Origin of the sequence: Rhodocyclus tenuis, assembly GCF_014197755.1 — a bacterium.
Taxonomy (GTDB): domain Bacteria; phylum Pseudomonadota; class Gammaproteobacteria; order Burkholderiales; family Rhodocyclaceae; genus Rhodocyclus; species Rhodocyclus tenuis.
The window spans coordinates 39,164-55,076 of sequence record NZ_JACIGE010000004.1 but is presented as its reverse complement, the minus strand read 5'-3'; the positions used below and the strand labels follow the sequence as shown (position 1 = coordinate 55,076).

Below are 15,913 nucleotides of genomic sequence, written 5' to 3'. Positions count from 1 at the left end.
GGCGACGGGGCGGCTACAATGCTCACTCGCCGCACGCCTGCAACCACCCTGTCAGCCCCACCATGCGCCATCCGAACGACGTTCTCTTCTCCGGCGAAAAGCCGTTTCCGATCCTGCCGGCGGTCGACCATTACGCCGGCTCCGAAAAGCTGATGCGCAAGGCGCTGGCCCTGCAGCAGCAGTTCGGCCCGGTCTTTGATGTCACCTGCGACTGCGAGGACGGCGCCGCCGCCGGCGCCGAGGCAGAGCATGCCCGCATGGCCGGCACCCTGATCGCCTCGGACGAGAATCGTCACGGCCGTGTCGGCGCACGCATCCACGACATCACGCACGCGCACTGGCAGGAAGACATCGAGCTGCTGATCGCTGCGGCCGGTCAGCGTCTCGCTTTCCTGACGCTGCCGAAAGCGCGCGGGGTGGCCGACGTTTCGGTGCAGATCGACGCCCTGCGCGCGGCAGAAGTCCGTCACGCCACCGGCCGCTCCATTCCGGTACATGTACTGATCGAAACGCACGGTGCCTTGCGCGAGGTGTGGGAAATCGCCGCGCTGCCGGGCGTCGAATCGATTGATTTCGGCCTGATGGACTTCGTCAGCGCGCACCGCGGCGCCATTCCGGCGAGCGCGATGACCAGCCCGGGACAGTTCGAGCATCCGCTGATCGTCCGCGCCAAGAGCGAGATCGCCGCAGCGGCGCTAGCCAACGGCATCGTGCCGGCGCACAACGTCACCACCGAACTCGCCGACCTGGCGCTGATCCGCGCCGACGCCGAACGCGCGCGCAACGCCTTCGGCTTTCTGCGCATGTGGAGCATTCACCCGAACCAGATCGTGCCGATCGTCGAAGCGATGCGCCCCGACTATTCCGCGGTCGAGACGGCGAGCGAAATCCTCTGTGCCGCGCAGGATGCCGACTGGGGACCGGTCCGCCATCAGGGCAAGCTGCACGACCGTGCCTCGTACCGCTACTGGTGGGAATTGCTCGAACGTGCGCAGGTCGCCGGCATGACGCTGCCGGCACTCGCCAGGCAACGTTTCTTCGCGCCGCAATGAGCTTGCGCGCACTGAGCGAAGCCGTCCTGCGCTTTCGCAACGAGCGCGACTGGGCGCAGTTCCATACCCTGCGCAACCTGATCGTCTCGCTCAACCTCGAAGCCGGCGAACTGCTCGAACTGACGCAATGGCAGAGCGACGCCGAAGTCGAAGCGCTTGCCGATCCGCAGACCGACGCCCGGAAGCGGGAAGCGCTCGCCGACGAATGCGCCGACGTGCTGCTCTACCTGCTGCTGATCGCCGATCGCGCCGGTATCGATCTCGACGCAGCGGCGCGCGCCAAACTGCGCAAGAACGCCGCGAAGTATCCGGTCGAACTCAGTCGCGGCTCACGCCGCAAATACACCGAAATCCGCGCAGCAATCGCCGCAGGAGCTGCCGAGGGCCCGGCTGGCAATGGCGGCTGCGATGGCGACGAGCGCAGCAGCACCCGTCCTGCTCCGGCGACGAGGTCGGCTGCGGCAAGCGATGCCAACTGAGCAAGCGCAGGCGATGCCCGGCGCCGCGCCGCCGTAAAAACTCAGTCTTCCGACAACTCGAGCGTAAAACCCGCGCCAGCATCGTGCGCCAGCACATGCGCGAGATAGGGCAGCGTTTCCTGCAGGCTGGCCTGCAGCGTCCACGGCGGATTGACGATGAACAGGCCGCTGCCGTGCATGCCGAAGCCATCCGCCGCCGGCGTCGCCACGCGCAGCGTCGCATGCAGCCAGGATTTGGCACCGAGGCGCTTCAGCCGATCCGGCAACTCCTGCGCCTCGCGTCGCGCCAGTTGCGGATACCAGACGACGTAGACGCCGGTGGCGAAACGCTCGAGCGCATCGCGCAAGGCGATGACGACGCGTTCGTAGTCGCGCTTTTCCTCGTAGGGCGGATCGATCAGCGTCAGCGCACGTCGCGTTGCCGGCGGCAGCAGGCCTTTCAACGCCGCAAAACCGTCGCTGGCATCGACCGTGACGCGCTTGCCGGCGTCGGCGAAAGTCGCCTGCAGGTGGCGTGAGTCGGCCGGATGCAGCTCGAACAGGCGCAGCTTGTCCTGCTCGCGCAGCGTCTGCGCGGCGATCAGCGGCGACCCCGGATAACGCCGCAGCGCGCCCTCACCGTTGAAACGGCGCACTTCGGCAACATAGGCCGCCACCGCCGCCGGCAGATCCTTGCGTTGCCAGAGCAGACCGACACCTTCGCGATACTCGGCGAGCTTCTGCGCATGGCCGGAATCGAGCGCATAGGCGCCGGCACCGGCGTGCGTGTCGATATACCAGAAGGGCTTGTCCTTCTGCGCCAGATAGGCGACCAGCTGGACGAGGACGAGGTGCTTGAGCACGTCGGCATGGTTGCCGGCGTGGAAGGCGTGACGATAGCTAAGCATGGTGGGCGGCTTGCACCGCCGGGCCGGTCTTGACGCCGGGCACCGGCAGGTGCTGGAGCGCTAGTCCTCGACTTCCTGCAAGGCCGGCAACGCAATCTTGTTGTCGGTGCTGTAGAGGTAGTCGTTGAACACGTGCTCGGCAGTGAGTTGCTGATAGCTGCCGTCGGACAGCTGATGTGTCGTGTCCTTGAGACGGTACGTGTAATGGCCGCAGGTCCACACGTCGAAGTTACGCATGTGTACGCATAGGCAGGTCTTGTCGAAGACCTGGAATTTCTTCGCGTCGGGATGCGCGAGCTTTTCGCGGTTCCACGCGTCGATGTACGAACAGCCACCGTTGCCGTCGAGCAGATAACCGTAAGGCTCGCACTGCGGCCGGATTCCCGAACCGATCGCCGGGCTGTTGCTGAGCATGCGCATCGGGTAGCCGGTCGGCGAAATCATGTTCACGACGATCTGGTCCTCCTTGGCCATGAAGTATTCCTGCTGCGCCTCTTCCGGCAGGCCGCACTCCTCGGTCACCGTAAACCGCGTCGCCACCTGCACGGCGCCGGCGCCATTCTCGAGAAAGAAGGCCGCGTCGCTGCCGGTGAAGATGCCGCCGGCCGGGATCAGCGGAATGTCGAGCTGTTCGGCCGCCAGATAGTCGCGGATTTCGGTGAAGATTTTCGCCAGATCGTAGTTCGCCCAGTCGAGACCGAAACCTAGGTGGCCGCCAGCCAGCGGACCTTCGACGACGATGAAATCGGGCAGGCGGTGCGTGCGCGCCGACTTCTTCAGGAACAGGATCAGTGCGCGCAACGAGGAAACGATGATTCCGAGCTTGGCGTCGCGGAAGCGCGGATGATCTTCCATCAGCGCGAAGGAGCCGATGTGTAGCCCGGCGGCCAGCGTGATGCCGTCGATGCCGGCGTCGAGCGCCGCGTGCAGGCGAACGCGCAGCGTCTCCTTCGGCGCGTTCATCGTCAGCTTTTCCATACAGTTGATGAAGATCATGCCATCGCCACGCTTCGCTTCCATGGTGCTGGCGACGTGCATGCGCGTCGCCTCGGCGATGCGGCCGAGGTCGAAACGGATCATCGACTTGTCGGAATTGTCGAGGTTGAACTTGTAAAGCTGCGCCTTTTCCTTGATGTACTTGGTGTTGAAGCGACGATCGGCGACCGTCTTGATCATCGCATCCGAAATGTGGCCCACCCCGCCCAGCCGTGCCGCCTCGATCGCCAGTTCGGCGGTCGAGATATCAACGCCCATGCCACCGATCATGATCGGCACCAGTTCCTTGCCGCCAAGCTTCAGACGGAAGTCATCCACACGCTTCATAACACTCTTCCCCGTTCATCACCGAACGCGCATTGACCACGCCCCTCGCGGCCAGCCGACATTGATGATTTGTATTGATCGCAGGGGGCGAATGATAGCGCGGAACGCGCGCAGGCTGGCGTTGAACCTACGGCAGCGAATGCTCTTCGCGTCGGTTTTCCTGCCCCTCCCGCTGCTGCCTGGCGGGACAGAATGAAGCTGCTATAAAGAAGCGGCTCGCGCGCCCACTGCCAAAGCAGAACGCCCGGGGAGACAACTGATGGCAGCAGCGCAGGCAGGGCGCACGCCCCCCCCGGACCGGCAGACCGCGGGCAGAACGGTGTTCCGGAAATCAGGAGAAGTCATGACTATTCGCCTCCTCCGCCAACTCGCCAAGCAGCTCGGCTGGCGCAGTGCCGACGAGCTTTCGGGTTTTTTTGCCTGCGGCATCTCGGTCTTGCCGATCACTCTCATCGTCGTCGGCCAGCCCGCGGCCGCCGGCGTTTCGCTGATCGTCCTCATCTGTGCACTGCTCTGCTGCAGCATGCTCTCCGGCGACGGCCCGCAGGAATCCGAGAGCGAAGTTCACTGCGAAGAGAACAAACGTTCGCCCGGCCGGCGTCACTGAAACGGCGAAAGAGCGGAACCAGCGTCCGGCCGCTCGCTGCTACCGAGGCAACATCGCTGCGATCTGCCTCGCGGTCTGGCAGCGATGCCTTGTGCCGCAAATGCAAACCACGACTGAAGTACTCGGCCGAGTCGAAACTCAGGTCCAATAGCGCCTGAAATCTATTATTGCGAACCGGTTTCATTTATAATGCGATTCGTTCGCGTTAAATGAAAGCCAAGATGTCCGTTTCAAGCTCTGGATCAGCATGCGGGCTACGGTCGAGCTACCCGGCAATGCCGCGCATTTCCGGGCGCGGCGTAATCGGCATTGCCCTCGCTCATGCCGCCCTGCTCGGTTTGCTGGCGACGCTCGACGTGACACCGATCAGAGCGTCGATGGCAACGCTTACGGTCGACCTGATCCCGGCGGCAGTGCAGCCGGTAGCCGCGGAAAAACCGCCGACCCCAGCGACGGCAAAACCGGCGCCAGTCACGCCGCGGCAGCCGCCGCGCGTGCAGGCGCCGATGCTCGCTGCGCAAACGGAGGCGCCGACCGCAACGGTCGACAGCAGCAAGCCGAGCGAGCCGGCGGCACCTGCCGCAGCGCCGAGCAGCGCCAAGGCCGCCGCGGTCTCGCCGCCACGCTTCGACGCCGACTATCTGCACAACCCGGCGCCGGTCTATCCGGCGCTATCCCGACGTATGGGCGAGGAAGGCCGCGTCATGCTGCGCGTCTTCGTCGACGCCACCGGCCGCCCGGCCCAGATCGAACTGAACAGCAGCAGCGGATCGGCGCGCCTCGATGCCGCCGCGCAGGAAGCCGTCTGGCGCTGGAGCTTCGTTGCCGCACGCCGCGGCGACGACAGCGTCGGCGCCTGGGTGCTGGTTCCTATCGTTTTCAATTTGCGAGGTTGATATGGAAAACCCGATGGGCCTGGCCCACTTCATCAACAATGCCGACGCCGTTGCCTACGTGGTGATCGGCTTGCTGCTGGTGGCATCGATCGGCACCTGGTACCTGATCTTCAGCAAGGGCGTCCGCGTCCTGCGCATGCAGCGCGAGAGTGCCTCGTTCATCAATGCCTTCTGGGACGCGCCCAACCTCGAAGCGGTCGCTTCGCGCATCCGCGAAAAAGGCACCACCGAGCCCTTTGCGCATCTGGTGCACCACGGCTTCACCGCTATCGAACAATACAAACGCCGCCACATCGGTGGCGAGGCGCCGAGCCTGATCGAGGCCGGCGCGCCCGACGATCTGCTGACCCGCGCGTTGAAGCGCGCCATCGACGAAGACCGCAGCCGCCTCGAATTCGGCCAGACCTTCCTCGCCACGGTCGCCTCAAGCGCGCCCTTCGTCGGCCTGTTTGGCACCGTCTGGGGTATCTACCACGCGCTGATCGCCATCGGCGTCTCCGGCCAGGGGACGCTCGACAAGGTTGCCGGCCCGGTCGGCGAGGCGCTGATCATGACCGGCATCGGCCTGGCAACAGCGATTCCCGCCGCCATCGCCTACAACGCCTTCGCCCGCGCCAACCGCAACACGCTGGCGCAGTTGAATGCCTTCGCCTACGACGTGTTCGCCTTCATGGCCACCGGCGTCAAGACCTCGCCGATGCTGACCGACGCGCGCGCCACCAGCGAGAAAGTGATCGCCATGACGCGCAGCGACGCCAGCCATCCCGCCCATTCCAGCTTCGCGCTGCGTTAGGAGACGACGATGGCCTTCGCCAGTCTCGACAGCAGCGACGAAAACGCACCGCTCGCCGAAATCAACATGGTGCCGCTGATCGACGTGATGCTCGTGCTGCTGATCATCTTCATCGTCACAGCGCCGCTGCTCACGCACGCGGTCAAGGTCGAACTGCCGCGCGCCGCCTCGGCGCCGAACGAAACGCGCGCCGAAAACGTGCAACTGGCGATCGACGCGCAAGGACAGCTGTTCTGGAACGGCGAGAGCGTCGACGCGGCGGCCTTCAGCGAGCGTCTGGCGCAGTCGGCAGCGATCACGCCGGCACCCGAACTGCACATCCGCGCTGAACGCAGCACGCCGTACGAGAAGGTCGCACAGGTGATGTCCGAGGCCGCCCGCCACGGACTGACGCGCATCGGCTTCGTCACCGACCCGAGCGACAGACACTGAGTCCAGGCCCGCCCGAGCACCCGCGCAAACATTCCGCCAATACCTCAACCGTCAGCAGGAGCCGCCATGAGCTTTGCCAGCAACGACCAGTCCTTGCCGCAGGAAAACGCAGTGAGCGGTGGCACGCAAGCAACAGTCGGCGGCGCCGACTCTCCATCCGCGTTGATCACCGCGGCACTTGCCTATCTGGCGCAGCACATGCAGACCGGCTGCCAGCGCTCAGGCGCACTGGCGGCGATGTTGCTCGAACGCTTGGCAAGCGACGCCCGTGCCGATGTCCATCTGCGTCAGCACGCCAGACAACTGGCCGAGATTCTCGACGCCGATCCACAACTGGCCGCCTTCGCCGAAGCTGGCGCGATCAGGGTAAGGAATACCGCGCCCTGCGCTACGGCCAGCAGCAAGGCGCCACTGGAGCACTCGCTATGAACGCCATCAGCAGCGCCGAGAACATGGCGCTGGCGACTGCCGCGAACGCGTCAGGCAGCCACGCCGAAATCACGCGCTTGCGTGCGCAACTGGCGCGCGAACGCTGGCGGCGCGTGCGCAGCGAAACAGCGCTGCGCACGCGCATCGAACACCTGCAGCAGCGCTGCGATCAGCTGCGGCTGGAGGCGAGCGAGGCCACGGCCTTGCGTCAGCGCCTGCAGGCCTTCGAATCAGGAGAAGTTTTTCGTGAAACCGGACGGCGCCTGCACGAACTGGAAGCCGTCGTCGCCCCGCTGCGTGAAGCCGCGCAACAGCGCTGGCATCTGGAAAAGGCGCTGCGCGAAGCGCATCGCGAGGCACTCACGCTGGCAGCAGAGCGTGACCGCCTGGCCAGCGAATGCGCGGCGCTGGCGCAACTGCACAGTGAGCCTGTCTCCGACTGCAGCGGCAATTGTGATCAGTGCGTCAATGAAGACAGCACGCGTTGCCTGCTCTACCTAAGCAGCGATGCCGCCCCCTGCGCACCGCAACTCGTGCACTACCGCGCGCTGGCCCGCCGTCTGGGCTTTCGTCTGCTGCATCAGGCGCCGGGAGCCGTTGCACCGGAAACGCTGCCGGCGCTGCTCGGCTGCGCCGATGCGGTTCTCAGCGAGGAAGGGCAGGCGCAAGGCAGCTCCGGCCGTCTCCTGCAGCGCCATTGCTCGCTCGCCGGCAAACCCTGCCTGCGCCTGCCGGCGCAGGATCAGGCCGCGTTCGCGCTGGCGCTCGCGCAACTCGCCACCTCTTTTGACCGGATGCCAAGCCACCATGACGCCCGCACCTGAATCGACCCTCCCGCTGCCCGCCGTGAGCGCACTCGCAGCCGAGCGCAAGGCGATCGACAGCCGCCTGCTACTCGGCAACAGCGACGAAATCGTCATCCGCCACATGGGTGCCGAGTATCGCCTGCGCCAGACCCGCCAAGGCAAGCTGATCCTGACGAAATAAGCGCTGCGCCAGCGCCCGCGGAACAGCGCAAGAGAGCGCCCGGCAGCGGCGCCTCAGGCTTTCGACGCCGGCCCGTCCAGACGGGCGGAAGCGCCATCGATGACCGCGCGCACCGCCGGATGGGTAACGCGGCGTTCGACCGAAATCGCGAAATAGCTCTCACGCACGGCGTCGGTCGTGCCGACCAGTTCGACGCCGTAATTGGCGATCACTTCCTCGCGCACCGCCAGCGTCACCGGAAAGACGCCGGCACCGGCGCGCCCGAAAGCCTTCATCAGCCCGCTGTCGTCAAACTCGCCGACCACGCGCGGCACGATGCGCTCGCGCTCGAACCAGGCCAGCAGGCGCTGCCGCAGCGCCGAGTCGTCGCCGGGCAGCAGCAGCGGCTGGCCGTGCAGCGACTGCGGAAAAGGTGACGGGCTGGCCGCCAGCTGCTGCGCCAGCGCCGGCGTTGCGAAGAAACCGGTGCCGCTCTCGCCAAGGCGGTGGTTGTAGCCGCGCACATTGATCCCTGCCGGCAAGGGCCTGTCGGAGAGCACCAGATCAAGGCGGTGCAAGGCCAGGTCGGCGAGCAGGCTTTCCAGCTTGCCTTCGCGACAGACGAAGCGCAGCGCCTCGGCGCCGGCGAGCGCCGGCGCGAGAATGCGATAGGTCAGACTTTTCGGCACGACGTCGGATACACCGACACGGAAGCTGCGCGGCCGGTCGGCCGGCAGGCTGTGCAGTGCGTCGGACAGTTCACCGGCGATGGAAAACATCTCGTCGGCGTAGGAAAATGCCATCCGCCCCGCCTCGGTCAGCTCGATTCCCTTGCCCGCCGGACGGAACAGCTTGACGCCGCAACGCTCCTCGAACTGGCGCAGCTGCGTCGACAGGGTTTGCGGCGTCAGATGCAGGCGCTCGCCGGCACGGGCGATGCCGCCCCACTTGGCGACTGCCCAGAAGTAGTGCAGATGCTTGAAATTCATGAACGCTCCTTTCCGGCCGCTGCCCAAGCTGCGGCACACGGACCCGGCGACTGTTCTGTTTTCTGGATTCTTTTCATCCAAACATACGATTTTATTTTAACAAATGGTCGTTCTATGATGCGCGGCACCGGAACTCTTCCGACAGGAGCAAGCAAAAAATGAAACGGATCTTCCTCTTCCTGCTGACCAACTTCGCGATCGTCGCCGTGCTCAGCATTTCGCTGCGCCTGCTCGGCGTCGACAGCTACCTCAGCGCCAACGGCCTCAACCTCGGCTCGCTGCTGGTTTTTGCGCTGGTGATGGGCTTTGGCGGCTCGTTCATTTCGCTGGCCATCTCGAAGTGGTCGGCCAAGCGCATGACCGGCGCCCGCGTCATCGAAACGCCAACCTCGGAAGCCGAACGCTGGCTGGTCGACACCGTGCGCCGGCAAGCCACGGCGGCCGGCATCGAGATGCCGGAAGTGGCAGTCTATGACAGCCCCGAGCCGAACGCCTTCGCTACCGGCATGAGCCGCAACGCGGCGCTCGTGGCCGTCAGCACCGGCCTCATGCACAGCATGAGCCGCGACGAGGTCGAAGCCGTGCTCGCGCACGAAGTCAGCCACGTCGCCAACGGCGACATGGTCACGCTGGCGCTGGTGCAGGGCGTGGTTAACACCTTCGTCTTCTTCTTCGCCCGCATCATCGGCTACTTCGTCGACCGCGTCATTCTCAAGAACGAAGAAGGTCATGGCGCCGGTTACTGGGTCGCCAGCATCGTCGCCGAACTGGTGCTCGGCGTCCTGGCGACGATCATCGTGCAGTGGGTCAGCCGTCAGCGCGAGTTTCGCGCCGACGCCGGCTCGGCGGCGCTGGCCGGTCGTGACAAGATGATCGGCGCGCTCAGGCGTCTCGGCGCCGCGCAGCCGGAAGCGCTGCCCGCGCAGATGGCGGCCTTCGGCATCGCCGGCAAGACGACCGGTGGTCTGGCCGCGCTGTTCATGTCGCACCCGCCGATCGAAGCGCGCATCGCCGCTCTGCAGGCCGCACGGAGCTGAACAAGAATGCTTGATCCCGTCGTCCTGCTCGCACTGCCCGGCGATTTCGCCAGCGCGCTGCTGCTGGCCGACTTCGCCCCGCCCGAAGACCTGATGCGCATGCTCGCCCTTGCTGCGCTGCTGGCCATCGGACTGAGAAGCGCGCTGGCACTGGCCGGCACCCGGCTGACGGGGGCACGGCCGGCGCTCGGCGATGGAACGGCTATTGCTCTGACGATGGCAGTGCCGCTCACGACGGGCGCGCGGCCGCGCTCAATGCAGGGCGCCGGCGTCATCGCCGCGCCATGAAGTCAACCTCGCGGCAGGTCGCTCCGGCGCCGGTCGCAATTTAGAAAGAACGGTAATGTTCTCGCCGCTGTCCCGGTTATTCAGCTCGTGTAAAACCCCGCACCCGGTCGCCACGCCCCGGCGACGCTTCCCGGGCCGCGAGGCCCTGCTTGCCGCCCTTGCCATCGGCCTGGCGCCGCAGGTGCTGCTCGCGGAAAACGCCTACACGCTCGACGAGTTGCTGCGCATGGCCAACAGCGATAACCGCGCCGTGCTTGCCGCACGCAACCAGCTGGAAGCTGCGCGTGCCGGCATCCGCACCGCCGGTGCTTTCCCCAACCCCGAAATCGAGTACCTCTCCGGGCAATCGCGCGCGCGCCAGATCGGTGCCAACGCCGGCGATCTGCGCACCATCACGGTTACGCAGCCACTGCCACTGCCCGGCCAGCGTGGCTTGCGCGAAGAGGCGGCGACAGCGGTCGCCGACGCGGTCGGTGCCGATCTCGCCGGGTTCGAAGCCGCAACCGCAGCGCGCGTCAAACTCGGCTTTTACGATGTGCTGCGCCGCGACGCCGAAATCCGCGCCACGCAGGAAGACGCAGCGCTCTCCGAGCAGATCCGCAAGCGCATCGAATTGCGCGTGACCACCGGCGAAGCGCCACGCTACGAGCTGATCAAGGCCGACGCCGAGCTGCTCAACGCGCGCAAGGTGGCGGCCAGCGCCGAATTCCGTGCGCAGCAAGCGCGTGCCGCGCTGCGTCAGGCGGTCGGCGAAGCGCTGCCGGCCAGCTTCCGCGTTCGCGGCGAGCTCGACGGCGGCGCTCCCGCCGCCAGCAGCAGCCCGCTCCCCGCACTGGCAACGCTGCGCGAAGAGGTGCTCGCGCGCAACCCGGAGCTGGCGCGCGCGCGCGCCGAGACGCAGCGCGCCGAACGGCAGCTGTCGCTCGAACGCAGCCTGCGCCTGCCGACACTGGCGGTGCGCGCAAGCAAGGAGCAGGACCCGGAACTGAATTCATCGCGCGTCGGTGTCGTCCTCACCGTTCCCCTCTGGGACCAGCGCAGCGGGCCGGTCGGCGAAGCCGCCGCGCAGCTCGCGCGCGCGCGCAACACCCTGGTTTCACAGGAGTTCGCGCTGACGCAGTCGGTCGAAGCCGCTTACCGCCAGTACGAGATCGCCGCGGCGCAGGTCAATGCGCTGGAGGCCGGGATCATCCGCCAGGCCGAAGCGGCTTTGCGCGTCGCCGAGGCGGCTTACCGCTTCGGCGAGCGCGGCATTCTCGACTACCTCGACGCACAGCGCGTTTACCGCGCCGCGCGCAACGAACTGATCAGCGCCCGCTTCGAACTCGCCGCGGCGCGCATCGAGATCGAACGACTGCGCGCAAGCCATTGATTACATTGCATCAACCGACGATCAAATGAGAATAGACCCGATGAAAATCAGCCACTTGCCGCTGCTGCTCTGCTCGCTGGCCTTGCTTGCCGCCTGCAACAAGGAAGAGACATCCACCGCCGCACAGGCGCCGGCAGACCCGATGCTGGTGGTGGCCCCGGCGACCCTGTTGCCGCAACTGAAAATCGAGCCGGTACATACGGCGGCGGTTTCGGAAATGGTTCGCGTCGCCGGCAAGATCGACTTTGACGAACAGCGGCTGGCGCGCATCGGCGCCACCGTTACCGGCCGCGTCACCGAACTGATCGCCGCACCGGGCAAGGCGGTCCGCGCCGGCGAACCGCTGGCCATGCTCAACAGTACCGAGCTCGGCGCCGCGCAGCTGGCCTACCTGAAGGCACGCGCGCAGGCCGATCTGGCCACCCGCGCCGCCGAGCGTGCGCGTTCGCTGTTCGAGGGCGACGTCATCGGCGCTGCCGAACTGCAACGGCGCGAAAGCGAACAATCGATTGCCGCCGCCGAACGGCGTGCCGCCAGCGACCAGCTGCGCGTTCTCGGCCTGCCGGTGGCGTCGATCCGCCGCCTCGACGAGCAGGGCGCAATCAACTCGCTGAGCCCGGTTGTTTCGTCGATCGCCGGTATAGTCGTCGACCGCCGCGTCACCCAAGGCCAGGTCGTCGGACCGACCGATACCCTGTTCACCGTCGCCGACCTGTCGCGGCTGTGGGCCGTCGCGCAAGTGCCGGAAGAACAGGCCAGCAAGGTCAAGGCCGGGCAGAGCGTCAGCATCGAAGTGCCGGCGCTCGACAGCGAGCGCATCACCGGCCGGCTGATCCATGTCGGCGAAACGGTCAATCCGGAGACACGCACCGTGCTCGTGCGTACCGAACTCGACAACAGCGACCGGCGGCTGAAGCCGGCGATGCTCGCCACCATGCTCATCGCCGGCAAGCCGGTCGAGCGACCGGTGGTGCCGAACGCCGCGGTGGTACGCGAGAACGACGCCGACTATGTCTTTGTCGCCACTGGCGGCGATGGCAGCAGCGCCGGCGACGCCAAGCCCCCGGCGGCCGCCCCCGCCGGTGCTGCCGAAAAGGCGCCCACCGCCATCGAATTCCGCCTGACACCGGTATCGCTCGGCCCGGAAAGCGGCGGCCAGCGGGCGGTACTCTCCGGCGTCAAGCCCGGTGAGCGCATCGTCGTCGACGGCGCTTTCCATCTGAACAACGAGCGCAAACGCAAGGAGCTGGAAGGCTCATGATCGAATCACTGATCCGTGCGGCGCTCAAGCAGCGCCTGATCGTCATCGTCGTCGCCGCGGCCTTGCTCGTTTTCGGCTTCGACGCGGCACGCAAGCTGTCGGTCGATGCCTTCCCCGACGTAACCAACGTGCAGGTGCAGATCGCCACCGAATCGCCCGGCCGTTCGCCCGAGGAAATCGAGCGCTTCATCACCGCGCCGCTGGAAATCGGCATGACCGGCCTGCCTGGTCTGACCGAGATGCGTTCGCTGAACAAGCCGGGGCTGTCGCTGATCACGCTGGTGTTCACCGACGACACCAAGGTCTATTTCGCGCGCCAGCTGGTGATGGAACGCCTGCTTGAAGTCGGCAGCCGCATGCCGGCAAACGTCACGCCGGTACTCGGCCCGGTGTCGACCGGCCTCGGCGAGGTCTATCAATACACGCTCGACCGGCCCGACGACGGCGACCGCACGCTCAGCGTCGAGGAACTGATGCAGCGCCGCATCGCGCAGGACTGGGTGGTGCGCCCCTTGCTGCGCTCGATCTCGGGCGTCGCCGAAATCAACTCGCAAGGCGGCTACGTCAAGCAGTATCAGGTGCTGGTCAATCCCGACAAGCTGCGCTACTACAAGCTGACCGTGCAGGACGTTTATCAGGCGGTCGGCCGCAACAACGCCAACTCCGGTGGCGGCGTGCTGCCGCACTACGCCGAGCAGTACCTGATCCGCGGCGTCGGTCTGGTGCGCGACCTCGACGACATCCGCTCGATCGTGCTCAAGGAAGTCGGTGGCGTTCCGGTCTATGTGCGCGACGTCGCCAACGTCGACTTCGGCCACGACGTGCGGCAGGGCGCGCTGATCAAGAACGGCGTCACCGAATCGGTCGGCGGCGTGGTGATGATGATGGCCGGCGGCAACGCCAAGGAAATCGTCGGCCGCATCAAGGAACGCGTCAAGGAAATCAACGAGAAGGGAATACTCCCGGGCGGCCTGCAGATCGTCCCCTACTACGACCGTTCCGAACTGGTCGATGCGGCGATGTGGACCGTGATCAAGGTGCTGATCGAAGGCGTGCTGCTGGTCGTCGTCGTACTCTTCCTCTTCCTTGGCGACGTGCGCTCGTCGCTGATCGTCGTCGCCACGCTGGTACTGACGCCGCTGCTCACCTTCCTGGTGATGAACCGCTACGGGCTGTCGGCCAACCTGATGTCGCTCGGCGGCATGGCCATCGCCATCGGCCTGATGGTCGATGGCTCGGTGGTCGTCGTCGAGAACGCTTTCGCGCATCTCGGCCACCGCAAGGACTCGGGCGAGAGTCCGATCCGCATCATCCTGCGCTCGGTCGTCGAAGTGGCGACGCCGGTGATCTTCGGTATCGGCATCATCATTCTCGTCTTCTTGCCGCTGATGACGCTGGAGGGCATGGAAGGCAAGATGTTCGCGCCGCTCGCCTACACCATCGCCATCGCCCTCGCCATGTCGCTGCTGCTGTCGCTGACGCTGACGCCGGTGCTCTCGTCCTACCTGCTCAAGGGCGGCGCCGAACACGACACCTGGCTGATCGCCAAGGTGAAGCCTGTCTTCAGCCGCATGCTGACGCTGGCAATCGACAATGAACGCCGTACCGTGCTTCTGGCGGTTGCCGCCTTCGTCGGCGCGCTGGCGCTCTTCCCCTTCCTCGGCACCGCCTTCATCCCGGAGATGAAGGAAGGCTCGATCGTCCCCGGCATCAACCGCGTCGCCAATATCTCGCTCGACGAGTCGGTGAAGATGGAAATGGAGGCGATGCGCCGCGTGATGCAGGTGCCCGGCGTCAAATCGGCCGTTTCCGGTGTCGGTCGCGGCGAGTCGCCGGCCGACCCGCAGGGGCCGAACGAGTCGACGCCGATCGTCAGTCTCAAGGACCGTAGCGAGTGGCCCGACGGCTGGACGCAGGACACCATCGCCGAAGAGATCCGCGCCAAGCTGGCGACGCTGCCCGGCGTGCAGATCGTCATGGCGCAACCGATTTCCGACCGCGTCGACGAAATGGTCACCGGCGTGCGTTCCGACGTCGCCATCAAGATCTTCGGCGACGACCTCGACACGCTGAAGAAGAAGGCCGAGGAAATCTCGCGTCTGGCGCAATCGGTACGCGGTGCGCAGGACTTGCGCGTCGAACGCGTCAGCGGCCAGCAATACCTGCAGATCGTCATCGACCGTCAGGCGATCGCGCGCCACGGACTCAACGTCTCCGACGTGAACGACGTCATCGAGACGGCGGTCGGCGGCAAGAGCGCGACACAGATCTTCGAAGGCGAACGCCGCTTCGACGCCGTCGTCCGCCTGCCGCCGAACTTCCGCAACGATGTCGAGGCGATCGGCGACATTCTTGTCTCGGCGGCCAACGGCGCGCAGCTGCGCCTGACCGACATCGCCGACATCAGCGTTGCCGACGGCCCGGCGCAGATCTCGCGCGAAACGGCCAAGCGGCGCATCGTCGTCGGCGTGAACGTCAAGGACCGCGACCTTGGCGGTTTCGTCGCCGAACTGCAGCAGAAGGTCGACGCGCGCGTCAAACTGCCCGAAGGCTACTACCTCGAGTGGGGCGGCCAGTTCCAGAACATGGAACGCGCCTTGTCGCATCTGGCGATCATCATCCCGATCACCATCGGCGCGATCTTCTTCCTGCTCTTCCTGCTCTTCGGCTCGATCCGCTACGCGACGCTGATCATCACCGTGCTGCCCTTCGCCTCGATCGGCGGGCTGGTGGCGCTGTTCATCTCGGGCGAATACCTGTCGGTGCCGGCGTCGGTCGGCTTCATCGCGCTATGGGGGATCGCCGTGCTCAACGGTGTCGTGCTCATCACCTGCATCCGCTCATTGCGCCATGAAGGCCGCAACATCCGCGAGGCAGTAATCGAAGGTACGCGCCTGCGTCTGCGTCCGGTGCTGATGACGGCCACCGTTGCCATGCTCGGCCTGATACCCTTCCTCTTCGCCACCGGCCCCGGTTCGGAAGTGCAAAGACCGCTCGCCATTGTCGTCATCGGGGGGCTGATCACCTCGACCCTGCTCACCCTCGTCGTCTTGCCGACGCTCTACCGCTGGTTCGACGAAGAACCGGCCGAAGCGTAAAGGA

At 65.9% G+C, this 15,913-nt stretch carries 18 protein-coding genes; 15 read left to right on the top strand and 3 right to left on the bottom strand.

Annotated features, from left to right (window positions below):
* Positions 1-62: 62 nt before the first annotated feature.
* Both GGD90_RS06790 and GGD90_RS06785 read left to right on the top strand, forming a co-directional pair.
* Complete coding sequence (locus tag GGD90_RS06790; protein WP_153115518.1) at positions 63-1,052, top strand: HpcH/HpaI aldolase/citrate lyase family protein; 990 nt, start codon at positions 63-65, stop codon at positions 1,050-1,052.
* 2 nt (positions 1,053-1,054) lie between these two features.
* Positions 1,055-1,531, top strand: coding sequence for a nucleotide pyrophosphohydrolase (locus GGD90_RS06785; protein WP_233448528.1), 477 nt, complete (start codon positions 1,055-1,057; stop codon positions 1,529-1,531).
* A 41-nt stretch (positions 1,532-1,572) separates the two neighbouring features.
* Here the strand turns inward: GGD90_RS06785 and GGD90_RS06780 are convergent, their stop codons facing one another.
* Positions 1,573-2,418 carry a 23S rRNA (adenine(2030)-N(6))-methyltransferase RlmJ gene (locus GGD90_RS06780; RefSeq protein WP_153115516.1) on the bottom strand — a complete coding sequence of 282 codons (846 nt, stop codon included), beginning with the start codon at positions 2,416-2,418 and terminating at the stop codon, positions 1,573-1,575.
* A gap of 60 nt (positions 2,419-2,478) precedes the next feature.
* The gene (locus GGD90_RS06775; RefSeq protein ID WP_153115515.1) at positions 2,479-3,741 is read right to left on the bottom strand and encodes a nitronate monooxygenase; all 1,263 of its coding nucleotides are present in this window, start codon (positions 3,739-3,741) and stop codon (positions 2,479-2,481) included.
* A 343-nt stretch (positions 3,742-4,084) separates the two neighbouring features.
* Between GGD90_RS06775 and GGD90_RS06770 the strand changes: the two genes are divergently transcribed.
* From GGD90_RS06770 to hemP, 7 genes are all read left to right on the top strand, one after another.
* Positions 4,085-4,348 (top strand): hypothetical protein, encoded by a 264-nt coding sequence (locus GGD90_RS06770; RefSeq protein WP_153115514.1) that lies wholly within the window; start codon positions 4,085-4,087, stop codon positions 4,346-4,348.
* A gap of 275 nt (positions 4,349-4,623) precedes the next feature.
* Positions 4,624-5,244, top strand: a complete 621-nt coding sequence (locus GGD90_RS06765) for an energy transducer TonB (RefSeq protein ID WP_228273653.1) — start codon at positions 4,624-4,626, stop codon at positions 5,242-5,244.
* A gap of 13 nt (positions 5,245-5,257) precedes the next feature.
* Entirely contained in the window at positions 5,258-6,037 is a 780-nt protein-coding gene (locus GGD90_RS06760) for a MotA/TolQ/ExbB proton channel family protein (RefSeq protein WP_200383941.1), read from the top strand.
* 9 nt (positions 6,038-6,046) lie between these two features.
* Positions 6,047-6,469, top strand: a complete 423-nt coding sequence (locus tag GGD90_RS06755; protein WP_153115511.1) for an ExbD/TolR family protein — start codon at positions 6,047-6,049, stop codon at positions 6,467-6,469.
* Positions 6,470-6,535: 66 nt separating this feature from the next.
* Complete coding sequence (locus tag GGD90_RS06750; RefSeq protein WP_153115510.1) at positions 6,536-6,898, top strand: hypothetical protein; 363 nt, start codon at positions 6,536-6,538, stop codon at positions 6,896-6,898.
* Positions 6,895-7,722 (top strand): hypothetical protein, encoded by an 828-nt coding sequence (locus GGD90_RS06745; protein WP_153115509.1) that lies wholly within the window; start codon positions 6,895-6,897, stop codon positions 7,720-7,722. Before GGD90_RS06750 ends, GGD90_RS06745 begins: the two co-directional genes overlap by 4 nt.
* A gap of 22 nt (positions 7,723-7,744) precedes the next feature.
* Positions 7,745-7,885: a hemin uptake protein HemP gene (gene hemP / locus GGD90_RS17995; RefSeq protein WP_228273652.1), complete on the top strand. Its 141-nt coding sequence runs from the start codon at positions 7,745-7,747 to the stop codon at positions 7,883-7,885.
* A 53-nt stretch (positions 7,886-7,938) separates the two neighbouring features.
* Here hemP and nhaR read toward each other — a convergent pair whose 3' ends face one another.
* Positions 7,939-8,853 carry a transcriptional activator NhaR gene (nhaR, locus tag GGD90_RS06735; RefSeq protein WP_153115507.1) on the bottom strand — a complete coding sequence of 305 codons (915 nt, stop codon included), beginning with the start codon at positions 8,851-8,853 and terminating at the stop codon, positions 7,939-7,941.
* Between nhaR and GGD90_RS06730 the strand changes: the two genes are divergently transcribed.
* From GGD90_RS06730 to GGD90_RS06705, 6 genes are read left to right on the top strand one after another with little or no spacing between them, the layout of a single operon-like run.
* A complete protein-coding gene (locus GGD90_RS06730; protein WP_153115506.1) occupies positions 8,839-9,015 on the top strand; it encodes a hypothetical protein in 177 nt (58 codons plus the stop codon). The genes nhaR and GGD90_RS06730 overlap by 15 nt on opposite strands.
* Positions 9,012-9,890, top strand: coding sequence for a protease HtpX (gene htpX, locus GGD90_RS06725; protein ID WP_153115505.1), 879 nt, complete (start codon positions 9,012-9,014; stop codon positions 9,888-9,890). Before GGD90_RS06730 ends, htpX begins: the two co-directional genes overlap by 4 nt.
* A gap of 6 nt (positions 9,891-9,896) precedes the next feature.
* A complete protein-coding gene (locus GGD90_RS06720) occupies positions 9,897-10,178 on the top strand; it encodes a hypothetical protein (RefSeq protein WP_153115504.1) in 282 nt (93 codons plus the stop codon).
* 55 nt (positions 10,179-10,233) lie between these two features.
* Positions 10,234-11,550 carry a TolC family protein gene (locus tag GGD90_RS06715; protein WP_153115503.1) on the top strand — a complete coding sequence of 439 codons (1,317 nt, stop codon included), beginning with the start codon at positions 10,234-10,236 and terminating at the stop codon, positions 11,548-11,550.
* Between the two features lie 40 nt (positions 11,551-11,590).
* The gene (locus GGD90_RS06710; RefSeq protein WP_153115502.1) at positions 11,591-12,811 is read left to right on the top strand and encodes an efflux RND transporter periplasmic adaptor subunit; all 1,221 of its coding nucleotides are present in this window, start codon (positions 11,591-11,593) and stop codon (positions 12,809-12,811) included.
* Positions 12,808-15,909, top strand: coding sequence for an efflux RND transporter permease subunit (locus GGD90_RS06705; protein ID WP_153115501.1), 3,102 nt, complete (start codon positions 12,808-12,810; stop codon positions 15,907-15,909). Before GGD90_RS06710 ends, GGD90_RS06705 begins: the two co-directional genes overlap by 4 nt.
* Positions 15,910-15,913: the final 4 nt, after the last annotated feature.